The 19285-nt window shown below is 57.0% G+C and carries 26 protein-coding genes; 9 read left to right on the forward strand and 17 right to left on the reverse strand.

Features of this window, described 5'->3' with window-relative positions; genetic code table 11:
- Positions 1-14 precede the first annotated feature (14 nt).
- From SCD_RS10570 to SCD_RS10585, 4 genes are all read left to right on the forward strand, one after another.
- Entirely contained in the window at positions 15-374 is a 360-nt protein-coding gene (locus tag SCD_RS10570) for an MbcA/ParS/Xre antitoxin family protein (RefSeq protein WP_009205141.1), read from the forward strand.
- On the forward strand, positions 375-1121 hold the full coding sequence (locus SCD_RS10575; protein ID WP_009205142.1) for an RES family NAD+ phosphorylase: 747 nt from the start codon (positions 375-377) through the stop codon (positions 1119-1121).
- 93 nt (positions 1122-1214) lie between these two features.
- Positions 1215-3068 carry a thioredoxin domain-containing protein gene (locus tag SCD_RS10580; protein WP_009205143.1) on the forward strand — a complete coding sequence of 618 codons (1854 nt, stop codon included), beginning with the start codon at positions 1215-1217 and terminating at the stop codon, positions 3066-3068.
- A 211-nt stretch (positions 3069-3279) separates the two neighbouring features.
- The gene (locus tag SCD_RS10585) at positions 3280-4230 is read left to right on the forward strand and encodes a tRNA dihydrouridine synthase (protein ID WP_009205144.1); all 951 of its coding nucleotides are present in this window, start codon (positions 3280-3282) and stop codon (positions 4228-4230) included.
- Here the strand turns inward: SCD_RS10585 and htpX are convergent.
- From htpX to SCD_RS10600, 3 genes are read right to left on the reverse strand one after another with little or no spacing between them, the layout of a single operon-like run.
- Positions 4227-5108 (reverse strand): protease HtpX, encoded by an 882-nt coding sequence (gene htpX / locus SCD_RS10590; protein WP_009205145.1) that lies wholly within the window; start codon positions 5106-5108, stop codon positions 4227-4229. The two genes, SCD_RS10585 and htpX, sit on opposite strands and share 4 nt — an antisense overlap.
- A gap of 3 nt (positions 5109-5111) precedes the next feature.
- Positions 5112-5669 carry a YqhA family protein gene (locus tag SCD_RS10595; RefSeq protein ID WP_009205146.1) on the reverse strand — a complete coding sequence of 186 codons (558 nt, stop codon included), beginning with the start codon at positions 5667-5669 and terminating at the stop codon, positions 5112-5114.
- Between the two features lie 6 nt (positions 5670-5675).
- Positions 5676-6344 carry a Bax inhibitor-1/YccA family protein gene (locus tag SCD_RS10600; protein ID WP_009205147.1) on the reverse strand — a complete coding sequence of 223 codons (669 nt, stop codon included), beginning with the start codon at positions 6342-6344 and terminating at the stop codon, positions 5676-5678.
- 110 nt (positions 6345-6454) lie between these two features.
- Between SCD_RS10600 and nhaR the strand changes: the two genes are divergently transcribed.
- The gene (nhaR, locus tag SCD_RS10605) at positions 6455-7384 is read left to right on the forward strand and encodes a transcriptional activator NhaR (protein WP_009205148.1); all 930 of its coding nucleotides are present in this window, start codon (positions 6455-6457) and stop codon (positions 7382-7384) included.
- A 29-nt stretch (positions 7385-7413) separates the two neighbouring features.
- Here nhaR and SCD_RS10610 read toward each other — a convergent pair whose 3' ends face one another.
- Both SCD_RS10610 and SCD_RS10615 read right to left on the reverse strand, forming a co-directional pair.
- Positions 7414-8334 carry a cation diffusion facilitator family transporter gene (locus SCD_RS10610; protein WP_009205149.1) on the reverse strand — a complete coding sequence of 307 codons (921 nt, stop codon included), beginning with the start codon at positions 8332-8334 and terminating at the stop codon, positions 7414-7416.
- Positions 8335-8429: 95 nt separating this feature from the next.
- A complete protein-coding gene (locus SCD_RS10615; protein ID WP_023506951.1) occupies positions 8430-9251 on the reverse strand; it encodes a class I SAM-dependent methyltransferase in 822 nt (273 codons plus the stop codon).
- A 335-nt stretch (positions 9252-9586) separates the two neighbouring features.
- Between SCD_RS10615 and thrH the strand changes: the two genes are divergently transcribed.
- Positions 9587-10201, forward strand: coding sequence for a bifunctional phosphoserine phosphatase/homoserine phosphotransferase ThrH (thrH, locus tag SCD_RS10620; protein WP_009205151.1), 615 nt, complete (start codon positions 9587-9589; stop codon positions 10199-10201).
- Positions 10202-10235: 34 nt separating this feature from the next.
- Here thrH and SCD_RS10625 read toward each other — a convergent pair whose 3' ends face one another.
- The 12 genes from SCD_RS10625 to SCD_RS16180 form a co-directional block, all read right to left on the reverse strand.
- Positions 10236-10652 (reverse strand): hypothetical protein, encoded by a 417-nt coding sequence (locus tag SCD_RS10625; RefSeq protein ID WP_009205152.1) that lies wholly within the window; start codon positions 10650-10652, stop codon positions 10236-10238.
- Positions 10649-11803, reverse strand: a complete 1155-nt coding sequence (locus SCD_RS10630) for a DUF4236 domain-containing protein (protein WP_009205153.1) — start codon at positions 11801-11803, stop codon at positions 10649-10651. The genes SCD_RS10625 and SCD_RS10630 overlap by 4 nt, the downstream gene beginning before the upstream one ends.
- A 415-nt stretch (positions 11804-12218) precedes the next feature.
- Positions 12219-12647, reverse strand: a complete 429-nt coding sequence (locus SCD_RS10635; protein WP_009205154.1) for an arsenate reductase ArsC — start codon at positions 12645-12647, stop codon at positions 12219-12221.
- A 5-nt stretch (positions 12648-12652) separates the two neighbouring features.
- The gene (locus SCD_RS10640) at positions 12653-12922 is read right to left on the reverse strand and encodes a thioredoxin family protein (protein WP_009205155.1); all 270 of its coding nucleotides are present in this window, start codon (positions 12920-12922) and stop codon (positions 12653-12655) included.
- Between the two features lie 45 nt (positions 12923-12967).
- On the reverse strand, positions 12968-13276 hold the full coding sequence (locus tag SCD_RS10645; RefSeq protein ID WP_009205156.1) for a c-type cytochrome: 309 nt from the start codon (positions 13274-13276) through the stop codon (positions 12968-12970).
- Positions 13273-13593 (reverse strand): hypothetical protein, encoded by a 321-nt coding sequence (locus SCD_RS10650; RefSeq protein WP_023506955.1) that lies wholly within the window; start codon positions 13591-13593, stop codon positions 13273-13275. The genes SCD_RS10645 and SCD_RS10650 overlap by 4 nt, the downstream gene beginning before the upstream one ends.
- 29 nt (positions 13594-13622) lie before the next feature.
- On the reverse strand, positions 13623-14420 hold the full coding sequence (locus SCD_RS10655) for an arsenite methyltransferase (protein ID WP_009205158.1): 798 nt from the start codon (positions 14418-14420) through the stop codon (positions 13623-13625).
- A gap of 15 nt (positions 14421-14435) precedes the next feature.
- Positions 14436-14738, reverse strand: coding sequence for a hypothetical protein (locus SCD_RS10660; RefSeq protein WP_009205159.1), 303 nt, complete (start codon positions 14736-14738; stop codon positions 14436-14438).
- A complete protein-coding gene (locus SCD_RS10665) occupies positions 14735-15724 on the reverse strand; it encodes a permease (protein WP_009205160.1) in 990 nt (329 codons plus the stop codon). Before SCD_RS10665 ends, SCD_RS10660 begins: the two co-directional genes overlap by 4 nt.
- A gap of 45 nt (positions 15725-15769) precedes the next feature.
- Positions 15770-16840, reverse strand: coding sequence for an ACR3 family arsenite efflux transporter (gene arsB / locus SCD_RS10670; RefSeq protein WP_009205161.1), 1071 nt, complete (start codon positions 16838-16840; stop codon positions 15770-15772).
- Between the two features lie 78 nt (positions 16841-16918).
- The gene (locus SCD_RS10675; protein ID WP_023506958.1) at positions 16919-17266 is read right to left on the reverse strand and encodes a metalloregulator ArsR/SmtB family transcription factor; all 348 of its coding nucleotides are present in this window, start codon (positions 17264-17266) and stop codon (positions 16919-16921) included.
- A gap of 71 nt (positions 17267-17337) precedes the next feature.
- Positions 17338-17553 (reverse strand): DUF3330 domain-containing protein, encoded by a 216-nt coding sequence (locus SCD_RS16180; RefSeq protein WP_009205163.1) that lies wholly within the window; start codon positions 17551-17553, stop codon positions 17338-17340.
- 160 nt (positions 17554-17713) lie between these two features.
- On the opposite strand from SCD_RS16180, the gene SCD_RS10680 reads away from it, so the two are divergent.
- From SCD_RS10680 to SCD_RS10690, 3 genes are read left to right on the forward strand one after another with little or no spacing between them, the layout of a single operon-like run.
- Positions 17714-18169 (forward strand): MarR family winged helix-turn-helix transcriptional regulator, encoded by a 456-nt coding sequence (locus SCD_RS10680; RefSeq protein WP_009205164.1) that lies wholly within the window; start codon positions 17714-17716, stop codon positions 18167-18169.
- On the forward strand, positions 18166-18720 hold the full coding sequence (locus SCD_RS10685; RefSeq protein ID WP_009205165.1) for a cytochrome b: 555 nt from the start codon (positions 18166-18168) through the stop codon (positions 18718-18720). The genes SCD_RS10680 and SCD_RS10685 overlap by 4 nt, the downstream gene beginning before the upstream one ends.
- Positions 18717-19262 (forward strand): YceI family protein, encoded by a 546-nt coding sequence (locus SCD_RS10690; RefSeq protein ID WP_009205166.1) that lies wholly within the window; start codon positions 18717-18719, stop codon positions 19260-19262. Before SCD_RS10685 ends, SCD_RS10690 begins: the two co-directional genes overlap by 4 nt.
- Positions 19263-19285: the final 23 nt, after the last annotated feature.

Genomic DNA, 19285 nt, shown 5'->3' on the forward strand with positions numbered 1-19285 from the left:
AGAAGGAGCCTAAAATGAACCTCGCTGCCATTCAGGACATCGACAAAGCCAGCGTCCTCGCAGAAGCACTCATCAACGCCGGGAAGAATCTGGGTATGAACCAATCCTGTTTGGGCGACATCATCGGCAAGGACCGCTCTGCCATCAGCCGTGGCAGGATTGAACCGGGCAGTAAGGCCGGTGAATTGGCGCTACTTTTTATCCGCTGCTATCGCGCCCTTTACGTCCTGGTGGGGGGGAATTACCAGCAGATGCAGCATTGGATGCAGACTGAAAACACCCATACAGGCGGCATACCGGCTGAGCAAGCCAAAACGGTACAAGGTCTGGTCACGGTGCTTGAATACCTGGATGCCATGCGAGGAAAGCTTTAAGTGGTCAACTGGAATGCCTGCCTGGCAACTACCAAGCCGGTCAGGCTCTCAGGCAGCTTGCTTCGTCTCGTGGAAAGTCAGGAGCAAGTGGCAACACACCAGCTTGTCAGCTCACTTAGCCGGCAGGCCGCACTCGAAGACATGCTGGAAGCAACCAAGCCTCCTTTGCGCAAACACTCCGAGGGACTTCATTATCTGCTGGCCACGCCGTTCCGCTATCCGCCCCTGAAGCATGGTTCCCGCTTTGGCTCACGCAACGAACCCAGCCTGTTTTACGGTTCCCAGGGAACCAGGACCGTCCTTATGGAGGCAGCCTACTACCGCTTCGTATTCTGGTTTGGCATGACGACGCCTCCATTCGGCAAGTTAGACACCCAACACACTCTATTCGAGGCGGCCTATCAGACTGACAGGGGCTTCAAGCTGCAGGCGCAACCGTTCACCGCTTACCATGCCGAACTCACCCATCCCGCTGATTACCAGACTAGCCAGGCACTCGGGGCTATCCTGCGAGCAGATGGCATCCAGGCTTTTGAGTTTGCGTCTGCCCGAGATCCTGAAGGGGGTATCAATGTTGCGCTGTTCACGCCCGAAGCCTTCCCTGGAAAGAACCCTATTTCACAAGAATCCTGGTTCTGTGAATTAACCGGAGAGCGAGTCAGATTTCATGCTGTCCGCGGCACAGGAATCCATGAATTCCCTATTGAGATTTTCCTGGTAGGCGGCAAACTTCCGCAGCCCGCTTAGTTGAAGATATTAATGACCAACAAAACAACGACAAAATGTTTGAACAAATGTCGTCAAAAAGGGTTCGAAGCTTTATCTTCGAACCCTTTTTTTATGCGCACACAATCCTCAGGAACGCGTTTACACAAGAAACTCATCGGCTGGTCATCAAGGCAACGGCTACTCGGCTGGCTCCTGGTGGCGTACCTGTTCGCCCTGCCTCTGACGGTGATGGCAGCGCCGCTGGCCAACCGCCTCGCCCATAATCCTTCCCCTTACCTCGCACTGCACGGTGCCGACCCGGTGGCTTGGCAGGAATGGAGCCCGGCCACGGTCGCCTTGGCGCGGCAACAAAACAAACTGCTGTTCGTCTCCATTGGCTATTTCTCCTGCCACTGGTGCCATGTAATGCAGCAGGAAAGTTATAGCGACCCGAGAATCGCCGAAATACTCAATCGTGACTTCATTCCGGTGAAGGTGGATCGCGAATTGAATGCCGCGCTGGATGCCGAAATGATCGAATTTTCGCGGCGCTCCCGTGGCGTTGCCGGCTGGCCACTCAATGTATTCATCACGCCCGAAGGCTATCCGCTCTACGCCACGCTTTATTCGAAGCCGGATCAGTTCCTCAGCCTGATAACCCAACTGAGTGAACGCTGGCAGGCGGGGAGCCGGGAACTCAAGGCGGCGGCCAGGAAGACTGCCGGTAGCGGCAAACCGGTGGCATCCGCCCCGGTGAAACTGTCTCCCGATATTGCCGCGACCTGGCGCAAACGCCTGGTGGAAGAGACCTTGGCGATGGCCGACCCCTTGCGCGGCGGACTCGACCAGGCGCGCAAGTTCCCCATCGCACCCCAGCTCACCTCCCTGCTGCAAATCCAGGAGCACCATCCAGACGAGCGGCTTGCTGCATGGCTGACACTGACGCTCGACCGGATGATGAAGGGCGGACTGCGCGACCATGTCGGCGGCGGGTTTTTCCGCTATACGGTCGATCCTGACTGGCACACCCCGCATTACGAAAAAATGCTCTACGACAACGCCCAGCTCGCGTTGCTTTACTTACGTGCCGCCCGCGTATTGGGCAAGCCGCAATACCGGGAAATCGCCTTCGAAACCCTGGATTTCATGCTGGCGGAAATGCGCGATGCGGAAACCGGCGCCTTCATCGCCAGCACATCAGCGGTGGATGGTGAAGGACGGGAAGGCGGAGTCTATCTCTGGAGCAGGGAACAGCTCCGGCAAATGCTGAGCCCGGGCCAGTTTGCCCTGGTCTCGCGCGTTTGGGGGCTGGAAGCTGCGGCGGAGTCGGATCTGGGCTATTTGCCCCAGCAGATGCACGAACCGACGGCAGCGGAGTTAACGCAACTCGAGCCTGTCTACCGCAAGCTGCGGGAGGTGTGGCGACAGCGCCATTTGCCCAAGGACGACAAACTGCTGGCCGGACTGAACGGATTGGCGCTCAAGGCCCTGAGCGAAGCGGCGGCGGAAGATCCCCGTTACCGTCGTTCCGCCGATGAAGTGAAGAATTTTCTGGCCAGGCAACTGTGGCAAAAGGATGGACTGCGACAAGGAATGGGGAAAGGCAAACTATTCGGCACCGCCGAGTTGGAGGGTTACGCCTACGCGGCGGCTGGCCTGCGGTACTACGCCCGCCTGAGCGGGAAGGCGGCAGACCATGCCTTGGTGGACAAACTGGCACGGGAAGCCTGGCGGCGGTTCCATTCTGCCCGAGGATTTCGCCTGGCAGGAACAACCCTGCTCGCCTCCGAAAACTGGCAGGCTAGCATTGTGGACGGAGCAATCCCTTCGCCATCAGCGGAACTGATTACAGCTAGCCAGGCTTCCCGCGACGAGGCACTTCGGCGCAAGGGTTCCGAAGCACTCGGTTTCACGATTCCCTCCATTGGCCGAGACTTGTTCCTGCAGGCGAGCCTGGTGGCAACGATGGATGCCACTGCCCGCTAAGGAATCGGATGACATTCGGCGGCCCATATTCGGAACTTTAAAGCTCTCAGCACGGGCTTTACGCCATGCCGAACAAGCTCCATAACGGCCTCCGGCCTACTACAGGGCAAACGATGTCATCGTATTTGGGTGTCTCAATAAAATCAAAATACTTCCAGCAACCCATCCGCAATTCTTCTAAAATACGCGTCCCTCAACCGCTAAAAAGACCATGCGCCTGATTCTCGCCCCCATGGAGGGCCTTGCCGACCATAGCCTACGCGACATATTGACGCGCCTGGGCGGCATCGACTTGTGCGTGGCCGAATTCGTGCGGGTCACCAACCATTTGCTCACCGAGAAAATGCTCCTACGCACCGTGCCGGAACTAGCCAGCGGTGGATGTACGCGGGCCGGTGTGCCGGTGCGAGTGCAACTGCTGGGGAGCGACCCGGTTTGCCTCGCCGAAAACGCCGCATTCATCGCCAGCCTGGGCGCACCGGGTATCGACCTCAACTTCGGCTGCCCCGCCCCCAAAGTTAATAGTCATGGCGGCGGTGCAGTTCTGCTTCAGTATCCGGAGCAAATCCACGCCATCGTGGCCGCCACTCGCCGCGCCGTGCCGAAACACGTTCCCGTCACCGCCAAGATGCGACTCGGCCTGGAAGACACCTCGCTGACGCTGGATTGCGCCCGCGCCATCGAAGCGGGCGGCGCCGACGAGCTCACCGTCCACGCCCGTACCAAGACCGACCGCTACCGCCCGCCCGCGCGATGGGAATGGCTCGCCCATATCCGCGAAGCCGTGAAGCTGCCGGTGGTAGCGAACGGCGAGGTGTGGACGCCGCAGGACTGGGGAAAAATACGCCAGGTCAGCGGCTGCACCGACGTGATGATCGGGCGCGGCGCCATTGTTCGCCCGGATCTGATGCGCCGCATCAAAACCGGGGATGAGGCCATGCACTGGCCGGAACTGCTGCCCTGGATCATCGATTTCTATGATCAGCTGTGCGCCAGGATGGACCCAAGGCACGCGCCGGGACGGCTCAAGCAATGGCTGGGAATGATGCGTGTCGCCTACCCGGAAGCGGAGGCTTTACACCGGACGTTGCGCACTGAGCGCGATCCGACCGCGGTTGGGAAGATGCTGGAGTATATGCTAAATCCGGCAATTCCCCGTTAAGGACGCAGCCGCTTCAGCATCTCAATACGCTCTTCCAGCGGCGGATGAGTCATGAACAGGCGCTTCAAGCCCGAACCGAACCCACCGGAAATCCCGAAGGCGGCCATTTTTTCAGGCAACGGTGCCGGTTCGTGCTGAGCCTTGAGTCGCTCCAGCGCGGCGATCATGGCGCCCTTCCCGGCCAGTGCCGCGCCGCCCGAGTCGGCGATGAACTCGCGCCGGCGAGAAAACCACATGACGATGATCGAGGCGAGGATGCCCAGCACCATCTCGGCGATAATCATGGTAACGAAGAACGCCGGGCCGGTGCCCCGCTCGGTCTTGAACACCACCTTGTCCACCAGGTAGCCAATGACGCGGGACAGGAACATCACGAAGGTGTTGACCACACCCTGGATCAGCGCCAGCGTCACCATGTCGCCGTTGGCAACGTGGGAGACTTCGTGGCCCAGCACCGCTTCCGCCTCAGGCTTGGTCATGGCCTGCAACAGGCCGGTCGAAACGGCCACCAGGGCATTGTTCTTGTTCATTCCAGTGGCAAAAGCGTTGACGTCGGGCGAGTCGAAAATTGCCACTTCAGGCATGCCGATACCGGCGATCTGAGCCTGCCGCCGCACGGTTTCAACCAACCAGACTTCGCCCGGCGTTTCGGGAGTCTCGATCACCCGCGCACCCGTCATGCGCTTGGCGGTCCATTTGGAAATGGCGAGCGAGATGAAGGAACCACCCATGCCCATCACGGCGGCGAAAATCAGCAAGGAGCTCAAGTTCAGCCCCGCTTCGGTGAGATAAGGCTCCACCCCCAACACCCGCATGGTGATCGAAAGCACCAGAACGATAGCCATATTGGTGGCAAGAAAAAGAATAATACGCTTCATGATTCAGTCTCCAGGGTGTTCGGTTTCTTTGCTGTGCGATTCGGCCTTGTGGGTCAGGAACAGTGCTGCGCCGATCAGGGCGATGGCCCCACCGAGATACATGAGGTCGAGCGGGGTCGATATCTTCATGTTCAGCGCTTCCTCGAACAGGGTGACGATCAGAATCATCAGGATCACCTTGGCCAGACGCGCCTTGAGGTCATCCAGACTCTCGATCACCAGGATCTTGCTGGAGGTCTTGCTGCCATGCGCCTGGTCGATGTCGCTGACGAACAATTCATACATGCCGAGTGCAAAAATCAGCATGAAGGTGGCGAGCAGGTAGCCGTCCACCACCTCCACCACATGGGTGATGGTTTGGTCGTGGAGAAGCTTGCGCGCCTCATCGGTCAGAACGGGGTCGGCGTAATGCAGCATGTGGCTGACCAGATACACCACGTCCACCGTGGCCATGTAAAAAATCGCGGTAGCAGCGGCCATGCTCGCCACCACCGCCACCACGACCACAAAGCGCCCGTTCCAGAGGGTGCTTTCGAACAACTTTTCGATCATTTTCAGCATGGGCGGTTATTCATTGCTATTCATGAAACCCAGCAGATGCAGCAGGCTGGTGAACAGGTTAAAGATGGACACGAACAGCGTGACCGTGGCCATGATGTAGTTGGTCTCGCCGCCGTGAATGATATTGCTGGTTTCGTACAGGATCAGCCCGGACATGAGCAGCACGAAAATCGCCGAAACCGCCAGTGACAGACCGGGCAGTTCAAAGAACATCGCCCCCAGTCCAGCCAGAAAACCGACCAGGATGCCGACCATGAGAAAGCCGCCCATGAAGCTGAAATCCTTGCGGCTAGCCAGCGCGTAGCCGGAGAGCCCAAGGAAGATCGCGCCGGTGAGCCCCATTGCGGTCATCACGATCTGTCCGCCGTTGGGCAGGCCCAGATAGTGGCTGACAATCGGCCCCAGGGTGTAGCCCATGAAGCCGGTAAGGGCGAACACGAACGCCAGCCCGAGCGTGCTGTCACGGAACTTGGTGGTAAGGAACAGCAGACCGAAATAGCCGATCAGGGTGATGATCATGCCCGGATGGGGCAGATTCATCGCCACCGCCGCCCCTGCGGTCAGCGCGCTGAACAGCAGCGTCATCGACAGCAGCATGTAGGTGTTGCGAATCATCTTGTTGGTGGCAAGGGCCGGCAGGGCTTGCGCCTGATTGATGGAATGGATCGGGCTCATGGTGCTTTCCTCCTTCTGTTAGTAACAGCATAAATTATAGCGACCCTAATACATTCCATAAAGTCGATTATAATTGATATATCATTCGAGAATTACGAACTGGATGGCACATGGGCACACTGAACTACAAGCATCTTCACTATTTCTGGGCTGTTGCCAAGGCCGGCAGCGTGACCCGCGCCAGCGAGCGACTGCACCTGACGCCACAAACTATCAGCGGCCAGTTGAGCCTGTTCGAGGGAGTGCTGGGCGAAGCGCTGTTCAACCGCACCGGTCGGCAGTTCGAGTTGACCGAGACAGGCCGGATGGTACTGAGTTACGCTGACGAAATCTTTTCGCTCGGCCAGGAACTGGAAGAGACCTTGCACCACCAACCCACCGACCGACCCCTGCAATTCAGGGTGGGCGTCACCGATGCGGTACCCAAGGCCGTCGCCTATCAACTGCTGGAGCCGGCGATGCAGGTTGAGCAACCGCCGCGCATCATCTGCCGGGAAGGCAAAGTTGCCGACCTGCTGGCAGAACTGGCAGTGCACCGTCTCGACATCGTGATCGCCGACAGTCCCATGCCGCGCACGGTGGATGTGCGGGGCTTCAGCCACCTGCTCGGAGAATGCGGTCTCACCTTCTTCGCCACGGCAGAACTGACGCAGCAGCACCCGGGGTCGTTCCCGCAATGCCTGAATGGCGCGCCAGTGCTCCTGCCGGGGGCTGATGTCGCGGTGCGATCCAGACTGACGCGCTGGTTCAGCGACCAGCGGGTTCGTCCGCGTATCACCGGCGAATTCGACGATGGCGCGCTGATGACAGCCTTCGGTCAGGCCGGGGTAGGCATCTTCGCCGCCCCTACTGCAATTGCGGAACAGGTGATTCGACAGCACGAAGTCGTCAGTATCGGCGCGACAGAAGAAGTGATCGAGCAGTTCTACGCTATCTCGGTGGAGCGCAAGCTCACCCACCCGGCAGTGGTCGCCATCAGCCGCGCGGCGCGGCAGGAACTGTTCATCAAACGGCGGACAAGGGAGGATGCTTCAGGCTAGCAGCATGTCGCTCCTTGCTACATGAGGAATCATTCCCGTTCCCTGGATACCCAGCTGATTATCTGCACCGCAGGCTCAGGTTGCAGCGTGACATGATCAATGCCGAAACGCTCATGCAGCAGCTTGCGGCTATCTGCCAGCATGCCTTCCCAGCTCGCCAGATCCGCAACGGTCAAATGCGCACTAAGCATGACTTTATCCGAAGCGACGCTCCACACATGCAGGTCATGCACCGATATCACGCCGGGAACACAGGCCATCTCCTGTCCGATTTCTTCCAGCGACAAATGCAGCGGCACGCCTTCCATGATCCCGTGCAGCGCCTGGCGCAGCAGACGCAGGCTGGATACCAGGATCAGCGCGCCGATGGCCAGCGACAACAGCGGATCGATGGGCGTCCAACCGGTGAATACGATCACCACCCCGGCGATCAGCGCCGCCACCGAACCCAGCAGATCGCCCATGACATGCAGCAGCGCGGCGCGGGTATTGAGATTTTGTTCTCCCCGGAAGAGCAGCCACGCCACCCCGATATTGATCAGCAAACCCAGCGCGGCGGTGAGTGAGACCGCCTCGCCCTGCACGGGCTGAGGCGTATGCCAGCGCTGCACTGCGGAAACCGAAATCCACGCTACCAGCACCAGCAAGCCCAGGCTGTTGATCAGGGCGGCGAGAAACTCCGCCCTTCCCAAGCCGTAACTATGGAGCCGCGAGACAGGCCGACGGCTGACCCAGCTTGCGGCGGCGGCTATCACCAGCGCCCCGGCATCGTTGACCATGTGCCCGGCATCCGCCACCAGCGCCAGCGAACCGGCCCACCAGCCCACGCCCGCCTCCACCCCGGCGAATACCAGCGTCAGCGCCACGGCAAACCACATCAGCCGGCCCGCAGTTTCGCCGTGGGCATGGTGATGCTCATGATGATGATCGTGATGGTGTGCTGCGCTCATATGACTTTACCCCTGGTCAGCCGCGCGGCGATCCAGATGATGACCCGTTCTGAACCGGCTTGGGTGAAGGATGTTTCATTTACCCCTTACGACCCTCAATAAGCAAAACGACTCCTCATTTCTTCCAGATTCAGCTCTTGCAGAATCTGCTCCAGCCGGTCCTGGGCATTCTTTCTCGGTGCGTCCTTGAAGCTGGCGATGATCAGCTCATTTTTCATGGAATGTTCCCAGCCGACCAACTCGGTCACCGTCAACTGATAGCCGTGGGATTCAAGTAGCAGGCAGCGCAGGACATTGGTGATGAGGCTGCCGAATTCCCGTGTGTGGATGGGGTGGCGCCAGATCTCGGACAGGGGTGTTTTCGAGAACGAGTCGTTCTTGTGCTTGCGTAGCACCGCAGCCAGCTCCGCCTGACAACAAGGCACCAGCACGATGAATTTGGCTTGCTTCTGCAGGGCGAACCGGATCGCATCATCCGTCGCCGTGTCGCAGGCGTGCAGCGCCGTCACCACGTCGATTTGTTCCGGCAACTCAGCGGAGGCTGTCGAAGCTTCCACCGACAGGTTGAGGAAGGTCATGCGCCCGAAACCCAATCGTTCGGCCAGCTCGCGGGATTTCGTAACCAGTTCCTCGCGGGTTTCGATGCCGTAGATATGCCCGGCTTCCAGCTCCTTGAAGAACAGGTCGTAAAGAATGAAGCCCAGGTAGGACTTTCCCGCGCCATGGTCGGCCAAGGTCAGGCTTTCCTTTCCGGCCAGCACTTCTTTCAGCAATGGCTCGATGAAGTTAAACAAGTGATAAACCTGTTTCAGCTTGCGCCGGCTGTCCTGATTGAGCTTGCCATCCCGCGTTAAGATATGCAGCTCTTTGAGCAGTTCGATGGATTGACCGGGCTTGATTTCGGGGATGAGATTCACGATGACTTTCGGATAGGCGATAAGCCATTTTAGCGTTTTCAGGGCTTTTCGTCCTGCTCGTCCACAAACAACAATCACCCATCAAAACCAGACTATGTGCCGACTGGCGAGTTCGACCCGCAGCTGTCATTTGCTTCTTGATGTCCGCTTAAGCTGTAGAGGTCAATCTGATTTGACCCGGAGTATAGCCACTCAGACTTAGCAGGCGCTCACCCGCGCGGCAACGTATTGCGATTTTTTCCAGCCTTGGCCAATGCAATGGAAACGGCCTGCTTGATCGCTTTTTCCTTTAAAATAGCGGCTAATTTAGTCCAACCTGAGGGAGTGCCTTTGCCATGCAAATCGTTTGTCTTGACCTTGAAGGTGTCCTTATTCCCGAGATATGGATCGCCTTCGCCGAACGCACCGGCATTCCAGAACTGCGCCGCACCACCCGCGACGAGCCGGATTACGATAAGCTAATGAAATACCGTCTTGGCATTTTGGCGGAGAAGAAGCTGGGCCTGCACGACATCCAGGATGTGATCTCAGGTCTGGACCCCCTGCCGGGCGCGTGCGAGTTCGTGGAGTGGTTGCGCCCCCGCTTCCAGGTGGTGATTCTTTCCGATACCTTCTACGAATTTGCCATGCCCCTTATGAAACATCTCGGCTGGCCCACTCTGTTCTGCCATCGTCTGGAAGCGGACGGAAACGGCATGCTGGTAAATTACCACCTGCGCATGCCGGACCAGAAGCGCGAATCGGTAAAGGCCTTCAAGGCGCTAAATTATAGGACCATCGCTGCCGGCGATTCCTACAATGACACCGCGATGCTCTCCGAAGCTCACGCAGGCATTCTGTTCTGCCCACCGGACAACGTGGTACGAGAGTTTCCCCAATTTCCCGTAACACGCGACTATGAGGCTCTCAAGACGGCCATCCTCTCCGCCAGTGAGAGTATTGGCGAATAAGGTCGGGCTGGTGACTGGAGGACTGGATATAAGATTACTTCTTCTTAAGCGGAAGAAGATCGTTAACCTCAACTTTCTTTGTTGCCGCTTTGTAGCTAATGTATTTCATTCCACCATATAGGTTGATCTGGTCATCGTCATATGGATTCGCCCCTGCTTTCTTCCTGAACCAAGCATTACCGAGAATGTCTTTGTTGCTATCCATCTTTACTGCAACATCAATACACCCTCTCAGAACCTTGTCTGTGGTTTTGTTGTCGGGTTTCTTCCCAATGAAGGTGATATCCACGGTATAGATATCTCCGCCACCTGAAGCCTTATCAAGATACTTTCTCTCTGCTTCTGTCTTGTAGTCGGAAAGCTTTATGCAGTTGAGTTGAACTGTTGGTGGCTTCTTGGCAAAAGCAGGAGCCGAAACAGCTAAAGCCAAGCCAAGAACAATAAATCTCATGCCGTATCTCCAATATCAAATGGCTGAATCGGCTTGAACACTCCCGTTTTCGTCATGTCTCGCCGCAACTCAAATCTCGTCAAAGCTTCAACAACATCAAGTTGTTCAAGGTTCTCAAAGTTGATGGAATGCCACTCATCACGAGTAATCTTCACTGAATATAGATATTCATCACCAATCTGACCTGTAGCCTTGTCGGGTCTTTGAGAGTAAGTGGAAAGGACCACTTGCTCTATGTTTGGTGAAGCTGCAAAGGCTTCTCCTGCAATCCTAAAGCCTATGGCATGCACATGCCGCATGTACAGCTTCTGAACCTGTGTAGGTCCCATTTCCTTGACTGACAGCTTATAGCCTCGTTGTGGAACGGATGCCGTTTTGTTTGGTATATCCTCAATCTCAGGCAAATCCACATCTACGACTAGAACACCTTGCTTGGGGATTTCAAAAGTAACTAGTGTTTCCTTCGGCCAAGCGATGTCTTGCAATACAGCTCCAAAGTATTGCTCAACGGTTTCCACATCACCCGCATTCAACCTATCCAAGAATGACTTCTCGGTTTCATTGGCTGCTTCGTGTGCCGCTTTTTTTTGATTCCATGCTTGTAGGGCTGCGGTGTATTGGTCTTTCGCTCTTTTATTCGCAGCTTCAACTTTGGCAACACATGACTTGAACCACCGACAGAAGAATCCCGCCACCTTTAGGGTAGGTTGTATCGGTATGGGTTCTGTGAAAGGCTTTGGCTCAAAACTATGTGGCTTTGGTGGCGAGGTGAATTCATGGATTTTTCCAAGAGCTTCAACCTGCTCGTTCAACTTGTCACATGTATCCTGTATGAGAGCCTTGATTTTGTCGCCCTGCTGCTTCTTGGCAGCATCTATCTGCCATTCAGGGACTAGATTGCCTTGTGTATCCTTGAAGGTCAGAACCCCATCCTCATCAATAGAGACAGTCAAGGTAACGGCGGTTGTAGCTGATGGAGTAGAGTTTGGGAAGGAGCGAGTGGAACTAGAAGCACCACCCGATAATTTTTCTCTTGCAAAGAAACCTGTGCCAGGTATGCCTGTATTGAGGTAAGTCCCTCGCTTGCCAATGCCAATGGAAGCACCTCTTGGTCCTAGTGACCAACTAACTCCACTACCGCTTAAATTCATGCGGAGTCCAGGGGCGAGCTTTATTGATTTCCTGAATCGTAGTGCCATGACGATAGCCTATGCTCTAGTTCTGATTATTGTGGCATAGGTTATGGCATTGGGGCTGAAATCATTATTCATTATTTGTTATCAGCAAGTTTTCTAGCTTTCCACCATTATTAATGTGTTCCTTGACCCCACTTGGGTCTAGCACCTTTGCCGCCTGCCGATACCTGCAAGCATTGGAGGGGTTGAGATACATCGACGGTTTGGAAACCTTCTGGGGTTGCTGAGTAAACGGCTCTGACAAACCCAAGTCCTGTGCAGTGAAAAGATCAACACATTTTCAGAGGGGCTTGGAGTCGCTCTTTGCCTGTAAAACCAGACATTAACTAGTGATCCGTGAATGTCCGGAACTTTGGCACAACTGAGACAGTCAGTCCACGTGCTGTAAATTCTCAATGGAAAAACGCTGCTTCAATTCTGGAATCAGCTTCGCCCGAATCTCGTCCCGCACTTTGACAAAACTTTCCAGTGGCTCGCCGTGAGGGTCGTGGAATGGCATGTGTATCGCCGGGATAGCCCTGGGGAAAACCGGGCAGGCTTCTCTGGCGTTGTCGCACACCGTCACCACCAGGTCGATCGCCTCTTTCATCACCGCGTCCACGTCCTTGGGGTAAAGCTCCCCGGTAGGCAGACCACCCAGCTCCAATGCCGCGATAGCGCCGTCCGCCACCTTGGGCTGGGGCCGGGTGCCGGCGGAAAGCGCCCGCACTTGCGGGCCGAGGTCGTGATTGACAATGGCTTCAGCCATCTGGCTACGGCAGGAGTTGCCAGTGCACAGAATCAATACAGTTTTAGTCACAGCGCTTACTCCTTGCCGCAACAGCCGCAGCAGGACTCGGCACCGCCTACCCAGCCTTCCACTGCCCCCTTGGACGGCACACCGCCGGCATGCACCACCTTGCCGTCGATCACCACGCCCGGCGTCGACATCACGCCGTAGCCCAGGATGGCCGCCATGTCCTCCACTTTCTCCAGCTGGATTTCGACGCCTTTGGCCTTGGCGGTTTCCTCGATCAGCTTCATGGTTGCGTTGCAGTTGGCACAGCCTGTGCCCAATACCTTGATGTTCTTCATTTCAGCATTCCTCCGATAGATTAATTAAAACGCTTGGGTCAACGATCAAAATTTATAAAAGTTCGTGTTGAGGTAAACGACGACATCCTCGTTATCCTGCTCGGACAGCGCCGGGCTGTAATAGTCGCCCCAGCGCGCCACTTCATTGCGTAATGCCTTTAGCGATTTGATCTTGCGCTCCGGCGACGCATACACCCCCGTACCATGGCAATCCAGGCACACCGCATGAACCTTCTCGCCGCGCACCGGGTCGCCTGTTGTGGGTGCATTGGAACTGGAAGAGGAGCATCCCGCCAACAGGGCAACCGTCGTCGCCAGCAGCCCGAGTAGCAGGTTGGATGTGGAGGTTTTCATTGGCTTCTGCCTCCACGCTGGCGCAGGCGCAAGGGTATGCACTGTTCCGCATCACCGCCGCTCTGCCGTGCTCTTGCCTGCATTTCCTGCTGATGAGCCTGGCGCAACGCCGCCTTTTCCTCAGGCGTCCGCGCGGCGCGCATACTAGCACGATAGGCTTCGCGTTCCTCGTGAGTCATCTTGTCGGCGCAGTAAATCAGCTCGCGCTGCTCTGCCGCCTGGGGCGGCTCTCCAGCGCCCTGGGCGCGAAGCGGGGCGGAAACTACGAGTAGCATAATTACCAAAATACTCCAGAAAACTTCGGTTATTTTTTGCATGGTTCGCACTCCTGTCTGGAATAGCATGATCATCCGGGCTTGACCGCCTCGATGCTGGCCGAGCAGACATAGTCTTCCACTCCCCGCCCCGGCGCCCACTGCCGTATAAACTCGCGGCTGGCATCCTTGGCTTCAATGCGGATATCTGCAAAACCTGCCGCCGCCAGCATCTGCTCGATTTCCTCCGCAGCCGCCGCACCGGCGATACAGCCGGTGTACAGGGCCAAGTCGCGGCGCGCTTCTTCCGGCAGCGGCGCGGTGATGACGATATCTGAAATCGCCAGGCGGCCACCACACTTCAGCACCCGGAAGGCATCGCGGAACACCTGCGCCTTGTCCGGCGAGAGGTTGATCACGCAGTTGGAAATGATCACGTCCACCGTGGCATCGGCCACCGGCAGATGTTCAATCTCGCCGAGGCGGAATTCGGTGTTGGCGTAGCCTCCCTTGGCCGCGTTGGCGCGAGCCTTGGACAGCATATCCGGCGTCATATCCACACCTATGACCAAGCCGCTGTCACCCACCTGGCGTGCCGCGAGAAAGCAGTCGAAACCCGCCCCGCTGCCCAGGTCCAGCACGGTTTCGCCGGGTTTCAGCGCGGCGATGGCCTGGGGATTGCCGCAACCCAGCCCGAGGTTAGCACCTTCCGGTACCGCACCCACTTCACTTTCACTATAGCCAATGCCACGCGACAGGATGTCTGCAGCCGGCAATTCAGCCGGGGTGCAGCAAGCCGGCCCACAGCCGCAGCCGGAATCGGCGCGAGCCACCGCGCCATAGCTCTCGCGCACCGCCTGACGGATTTCGTCATGCTTCACGTCGTGCATTTCAGTTTCCTTTCTTTAGCAACACGACTTCCCGCTGGCTGTCGGCGTGCAGCAGGCACCTTCCGAGATCGGAATTGCGGACAATTTCGCCTTGGCGCCTTCCTTCCGGCACGCTTCATCGAAGCTGGTGTCCAGCGAATCCCCTGCCTCGTCGCGGATGTGGCGGGCGATTTCAACCACCGCGTCGATCTGCTCCTGCGCCACGCCATACTGCTTCAGCTTGTCGATCTGACACAAACCCTGTTTGGGGTGGTTGGCGGCGATGTTCGCCGCCAGTGAAACCAGGGCCACGATGGATGGATGCAATTCCGTACTCATTTTAATACTCCTATCTGATTAAACAACATCCCGACAATCACGAAAGCGGTCGCGAGGTATCCGGCGAACAGTGCCAGCAGCGGCCATTTCACTACCTTGCGCAGGATCAGCATCTCCGGCAGGGACAGCGCCACCACGGCCATCATGAAAGCCAGCACCGTGCCCAGCGGCACGCCTTTGGCCAGCAGCACCTCGGCGACGGGGATGATGCCGACCGCGTCGGAATACAGCGGCACCCCGGCCAGCACCGCGCCGATCACCGACAGCAGGCTGCCGCTGCCGGCGATGCCGACTATAAAATCCTTGGGCACGTAGCCGTGCATCAGAGAACCGATGCCGACGCCGATCAGGACGAACTTCCAGATGCGGCCGACGATCTCCCGAACCTGTCCCATGGCGTATTCATGGCGCGCTTTCAGGGAGAGGTCTTCCGCTACCGAAGGCAACTGCCCCATGTGGATTTTCCAGACATACTCTTCCACCCACTTTTCCGGCTTGAAGCGCTCCAGCACGAAGCCGCCGACCAGCGCTACTGCCAGACCGGTGACTACGTAAATCACCGTCATTTTCCAGCCGATGATGGAGGCCAGCACCACCACCGCCACCTCGTTCACCATCGGGCTGGCAATCAGAAAGGACAGAGTCACCCCGAGCGGAATACCGGCCTCGACGAAGCCGATGAATAGCGGCACTGAGGAGCAGGAGCAGAAAGGCGTCACCGCACCCAGCCCCACCGCCATGAAGCGGCTGGTGACGTTGCCCCGGTTGCGAATGAATTCGCGCACGGTTTCGGGCTTGAGCAAGGCGCGCAGCAGACCCATCAGGTAGATCACCAGCGTCAGCAAAAACAGGATCTTAGTGACGTCCATCACGAAGAAATGGGCCGCATCGCCGAAGGGGGTATCCTTCAGCGCCGCCAAGTCGTAGATCAGCCAGTCAGCCAATGCTTCAAACACGCTTGCCTCCACCGCAACAGTCGCTGCCAACAACCTCCTGCTGCACAGGCGGACAGGGCAAGGTCAACAGGAGAATCATGATTGCGCACCCCTTTCGTACCAGGTTTTGGAGCCATTCACGATGCGCACTACCGACAGCATCACCGGCACTTCAATCAGCACCCCAACCACTGTAGCCAGTGCTGCCCCCGACTCGAAACCGTAAATTGAAATTGCCGCCGCCACCGCCAGTTCGAAGAAATTGCTGGCACCGATCAGTGCAGATGGGCCAGCCACGCTATGGGCCTCCCCCACGGTTCGGTTAAGCCAGTAGGCGAGCATGGAATTGAAATACACCTGGATCAGGATCGGTACTGCCAGCAGAAGAATGATCAGAGGCTGAGCGAGAATGGCCTTGCCCTGGAAGGCGAACAACAGTACCAGGGTGGCGAGCAGAGCCAGGATGCCAACCGGGTGGAGCCAGGCAAGAACAATGTCCAGCGCACCTCTGACAAGCAACACCCGGCGCAGGGATTGGGCAATAGCCAGCGGAATGACGATATACATCACCACCGACAACAACAGGGTATCCCACGGCACCGTTATTGAGGCGACGCCCAGCAGCAGGCCGACGATGGGCGCGAAAGCGAACACCATGATGGTGTCGTTGAGAGCCACCTGCGAAAGGGTAAACAGCGGGTCGCCCTTGGATAGACTGCTCCACACGAACACCATGGCCGTGCAGGGGGCAGCGGCCAGCAGAATCAACCCGGCGATGTAACTGTCGATCTGCTCAGCCGGCAGCCAGGAGGCAAAGGCTACACGAATGAACAACCAGGCTAGAAGCGCCATGGAAAATGGCTTCACGCCCCAGTTGATGAACAGGGTGACACCGATGCCGCGCCAGTGTTTCTTGACCTGATTCAGCGCCGAAAAATCGATCTTCATCAGCATCGGAATAATCATCAGCCAGATCAGCAGGCCCACCGGCAAGTTGACCTGGGCCACTTCCAGCTTGCCAAGAATTTGAACGGGTGCGGGCGCAAGCTGCCCCAGCGCAATGCCCGCCACGATGGACAGAAACACCCACAGTGTCAGCCAGCGCTCGAAAAAACCCAGTTCCGCGCCAGCAGCTTTCCTGGCCGTGATTTCGCATTGAGCTCTCATCAATCACAACCCCGGAAGCAGGAGAACATACGCGCACTCATATATTTATCAATTCAGATGTACAGAAACAAAATTTTTTCAGGCGCAGCAGCGTACGGGGCGATTGGGCATTTCTTTCAGGCGCTTGCGGTCGTCCTGAAAAATCTCCAACGCAGCGCAACCTTGACCCATCTGGTCGAGTATCCTGTAAGCCCATGCAGGCAACAGAGGGTGGATGCGGTAATAGACCCACAACCCTTCCCTGCGCACCGACAGCACGCCGCTCTCGCGCATCACCGCCAAGTGGCGCGACACCTTGGGCTGGGGCAAATCGAGAGCGTAACAAAGCTCGCACACGCACAGTTCATCATCGCCTACCAGCAGCGCCAGAAGGCGACGACGGGTTTCGTCGGAAAGCGCATCGAAAAAATCATTGGTGTTTATCATGTGGCGACTATATACGCCAATACAGATATAATCAACCAGTTTTTTCCGTTCCGGTTGATTTTTCATTAAATTTAGACTGTAGGCTGGGAATCCTTCGCGGGTTGGCTCAACTTCCATGTTTCCATACATCCCAGGCCACAGAAATGGGCGGAGTAGTCAGCACCTTCAAAAGTCAGCGCCGCACTTTGTGGAATTTCGGCCTTACAGAGATCACAGGTCAAGGGAACACAAACATCGTCATCAGAACAGGAGCCAATGGACGCACCGGTATGGGCTTTCGATTGCATGATTCACCTCCTTATCTTCTTACTTGTAAAACATAGACTCCCGTCATGCAGAATAATTCAATCCGTATTGCCGCCCATGACGGATAAAAACTACAAATACAAGCTTGACAATGGTTCTAATTAGAACAATAATAATCCTAACTAGAACTTTATATCGACCATGACTACCACTCCATTTCTGCCAACCCTACGCGAGTTGACCAGCGCCTATCAGGCCTTCGAGGCCTATTCGGCAGTGCATATCCGCACCCTCGACCTGACCCCGGCCCAGTTCGACATCATCGCCACGCTCGGCAATACGCCGGGCATGCCGTTCAAGGAACTGGGCGAAAAAACGCTGATTACCAAGGGGACGCTCACCGGCGTGGTTGACCGTCTGACTGACAAAAAGCTGGTGCAGCGCGTGGCGTCCCTGAGCGATGGCCGCAGCCAGACCGTACAGTTGACCCCGCAGGGCGTCGCCCTGTTCGAGCGCATCTTCCCCGATCATCTGGCTCATTTGCAGCGCGCTTTCGTCGAACTCCCGCCGGATGAACTGGTCAATCTGGAAAAATCCCTGCACCACTTGCGCGAGGCGCTGGTCAGCGCACGCAACAACATAAAGGCAACATCATGACAACCTCTGCACGTTACACCTTTACCGCCATTCGCCTGCACTGGCTGATCGCTTTCCTGATTTTCGCCGCCTTCCCGATCGGCCTGTACATGAGCGACCTGGAACTATCGCCGCTCAAACTCCAATTGATCAGCTATCACAAATGGCTGGGCGTCACCATTTTCCTGCTCGCTGTGGCACGCCTGGCATGGCGTGCGAAACACACGCCACCGCCATTACCAGAGACCATGCTCGCCTGGCAACGAACCGCCACGCACGCAGTGCATCACTTGCTGTATCTGCTGATCATCGCAATTCCACTCAGCGGATGGCTGATGAGTTCGGCCAAGGGTTTCCAGACCGTGTATTTCGGCGTGCTGCCGCTGCCCGATCTGATCGGCAAGGACAAGGCGCTGGGAGACATTCTCAAGGAAGTGCATGAACTGCTGAACTACGGGATGCTGGGGCTGGTTATCGCCCACGTCGGCGCCGCGCTCAAGCACCATTTCATCGACCGCGACGGCATCCTTGCCCGAATGCTGCCTTTCCTCGACAAGGAGAACACCCGATGATCCGCCTGCTTGCCATCCTGAGTCTGCTCTCTTCGAGTTTCGCCTATGGCGCCGAACTGAGTGTTGTGCAGTTCGACCAAAGCACCATCGCTTTCGTTTCCAGACAGATGAACGTGCCGGTCGAAGGCGATTTCAAAAAATTCAGCGCACAAATCAACATCGATCCGTCCAGGCCCGAAGCCGGTCGCGCCCGGATCGAGATTGACCTTGCCAGCATCGACGCCGGCAGCGCCGAGGCGAACGACGAGATCAAAGGCAAGACCTGGTTCAATACCCGCGAATTTCCCAAAGCCAGCTTTGTCTCCAGCACGGTCAAGGCGCTCGGCGGCGGCAGCTTCGAAGCTGCCGGCAAGATGACCCTCAAGGGGAAAACAATGGAAACGCGCGCACCATTTACCCTCAAACAAGAAAAAGGCGTCCTGATCCTGGACGGAACCTTTCCGCTGAAACGCCTCGACTACGGCATCGGCTCCGGCGTGTGGAGCGACACCTCGGTGGTCGCCGACGAAGTCCTGGTCAAGTTTCATTTTGTCTTGAAATAACACCACCCCAACCGGAGAACCAT

The sequence above is a fragment of the Sulfuricella denitrificans skB26 genome, assembly GCF_000297055.2.
GTDB lineage: Bacteria > Pseudomonadota > Gammaproteobacteria > Burkholderiales > Sulfuricellaceae > Sulfuricella > Sulfuricella denitrificans.

Bases quoted from the DNA above. Each gene is read 5' to 3' on its own strand.
- SCD_RS10570 (WP_009205141.1), top strand. From the start codon at position 15: ATGAACCTCGCTGCCATTCAGGACATCGACAAAGCCAGCGTCCTCGCA.
- SCD_RS10580 (WP_009205143.1), top strand. From the start codon at position 1,215: ATGCGCACACAATCCTCAGGAACGCGTTTACACAAGAAACTCATCGGC.
- SCD_RS10585 (WP_009205144.1), top strand. From the start codon at position 3,280: ATGCGCCTGATTCTCGCCCCCATGGAGGGCCTTGCCGACCATAGCCTA.
- htpX (WP_009205145.1), bottom strand. From the start codon at position 5,108: ATGAAGCGTATTATTCTTTTTCTTGCCACCAATATGGCTATCGTTCTG.
- SCD_RS10595 (WP_009205146.1), bottom strand. From the start codon at position 5,669: ATGCTGAAAATGATCGAAAAGTTGTTCGAAAGCACCCTCTGGAACGGG.
- SCD_RS10600 (WP_009205147.1), bottom strand. From the start codon at position 6,344: ATGAGCCCGATCCATTCCATCAATCAGGCGCAAGCCCTGCCGGCCCTT.
- nhaR (WP_009205148.1), top strand. From the start codon at position 6,455: ATGGGCACACTGAACTACAAGCATCTTCACTATTTCTGGGCTGTTGCC.
- SCD_RS10610 (WP_009205149.1), bottom strand. From the start codon at position 8,334: ATGAGCGCAGCACACCATCACGATCATCATCATGAGCATCACCATGCC.
- thrH (WP_009205151.1), top strand. From the start codon at position 9,587: ATGCAAATCGTTTGTCTTGACCTTGAAGGTGTCCTTATTCCCGAGATA.
- SCD_RS10625 (WP_009205152.1), bottom strand. From the start codon at position 10,652: ATGAGATTTATTGTTCTTGGCTTGGCTTTAGCTGTTTCGGCTCCTGCT.
- SCD_RS10630 (WP_009205153.1), bottom strand. From the start codon at position 11,803: ATGAATTTAAGCGGTAGTGGAGTTAGTTGGTCACTAGGACCAAGAGGT.
- SCD_RS10640 (WP_009205155.1), bottom strand. From the start codon at position 12,922: ATGAAGAACATCAAGGTATTGGGCACAGGCTGTGCCAACTGCAACGCA.
- SCD_RS10645 (WP_009205156.1), bottom strand. From the start codon at position 13,276: ATGAAAACCTCCACATCCAACCTGCTACTCGGGCTGCTGGCGACGACG.
- SCD_RS10650 (WP_023506955.1), bottom strand. From the start codon at position 13,593: ATGCAAAAAATAACCGAAGTTTTCTGGAGTATTTTGGTAATTATGCTA.
- SCD_RS10655 (WP_009205158.1), bottom strand. From the start codon at position 14,420: ATGCACGACGTGAAGCATGACGAAATCCGTCAGGCGGTGCGCGAGAGC.
- SCD_RS10660 (WP_009205159.1), bottom strand. From the start codon at position 14,738: ATGAGTACGGAATTGCATCCATCCATCGTGGCCCTGGTTTCACTGGCG.
- arsB (WP_009205161.1), bottom strand. From the start codon at position 16,840: ATGAGAGCTCAATGCGAAATCACGGCCAGGAAAGCTGCTGGCGCGGAA.
- SCD_RS10675 (WP_023506958.1), bottom strand. From the start codon at position 17,266: ATGATAAACACCAATGATTTTTTCGATGCGCTTTCCGACGAAACCCGT.
- SCD_RS16180 (WP_009205163.1), bottom strand. From the start codon at position 17,553: ATGCAATCGAAAGCCCATACCGGTGCGTCCATTGGCTCCTGTTCTGAT.
- SCD_RS10680 (WP_009205164.1), top strand. From the start codon at position 17,714: ATGACTACCACTCCATTTCTGCCAACCCTACGCGAGTTGACCAGCGCC.
- SCD_RS10685 (WP_009205165.1), top strand. From the start codon at position 18,166: ATGACAACCTCTGCACGTTACACCTTTACCGCCATTCGCCTGCACTGG.
- SCD_RS10690 (WP_009205166.1), top strand. From the start codon at position 18,717: ATGATCCGCCTGCTTGCCATCCTGAGTCTGCTCTCTTCGAGTTTCGCC.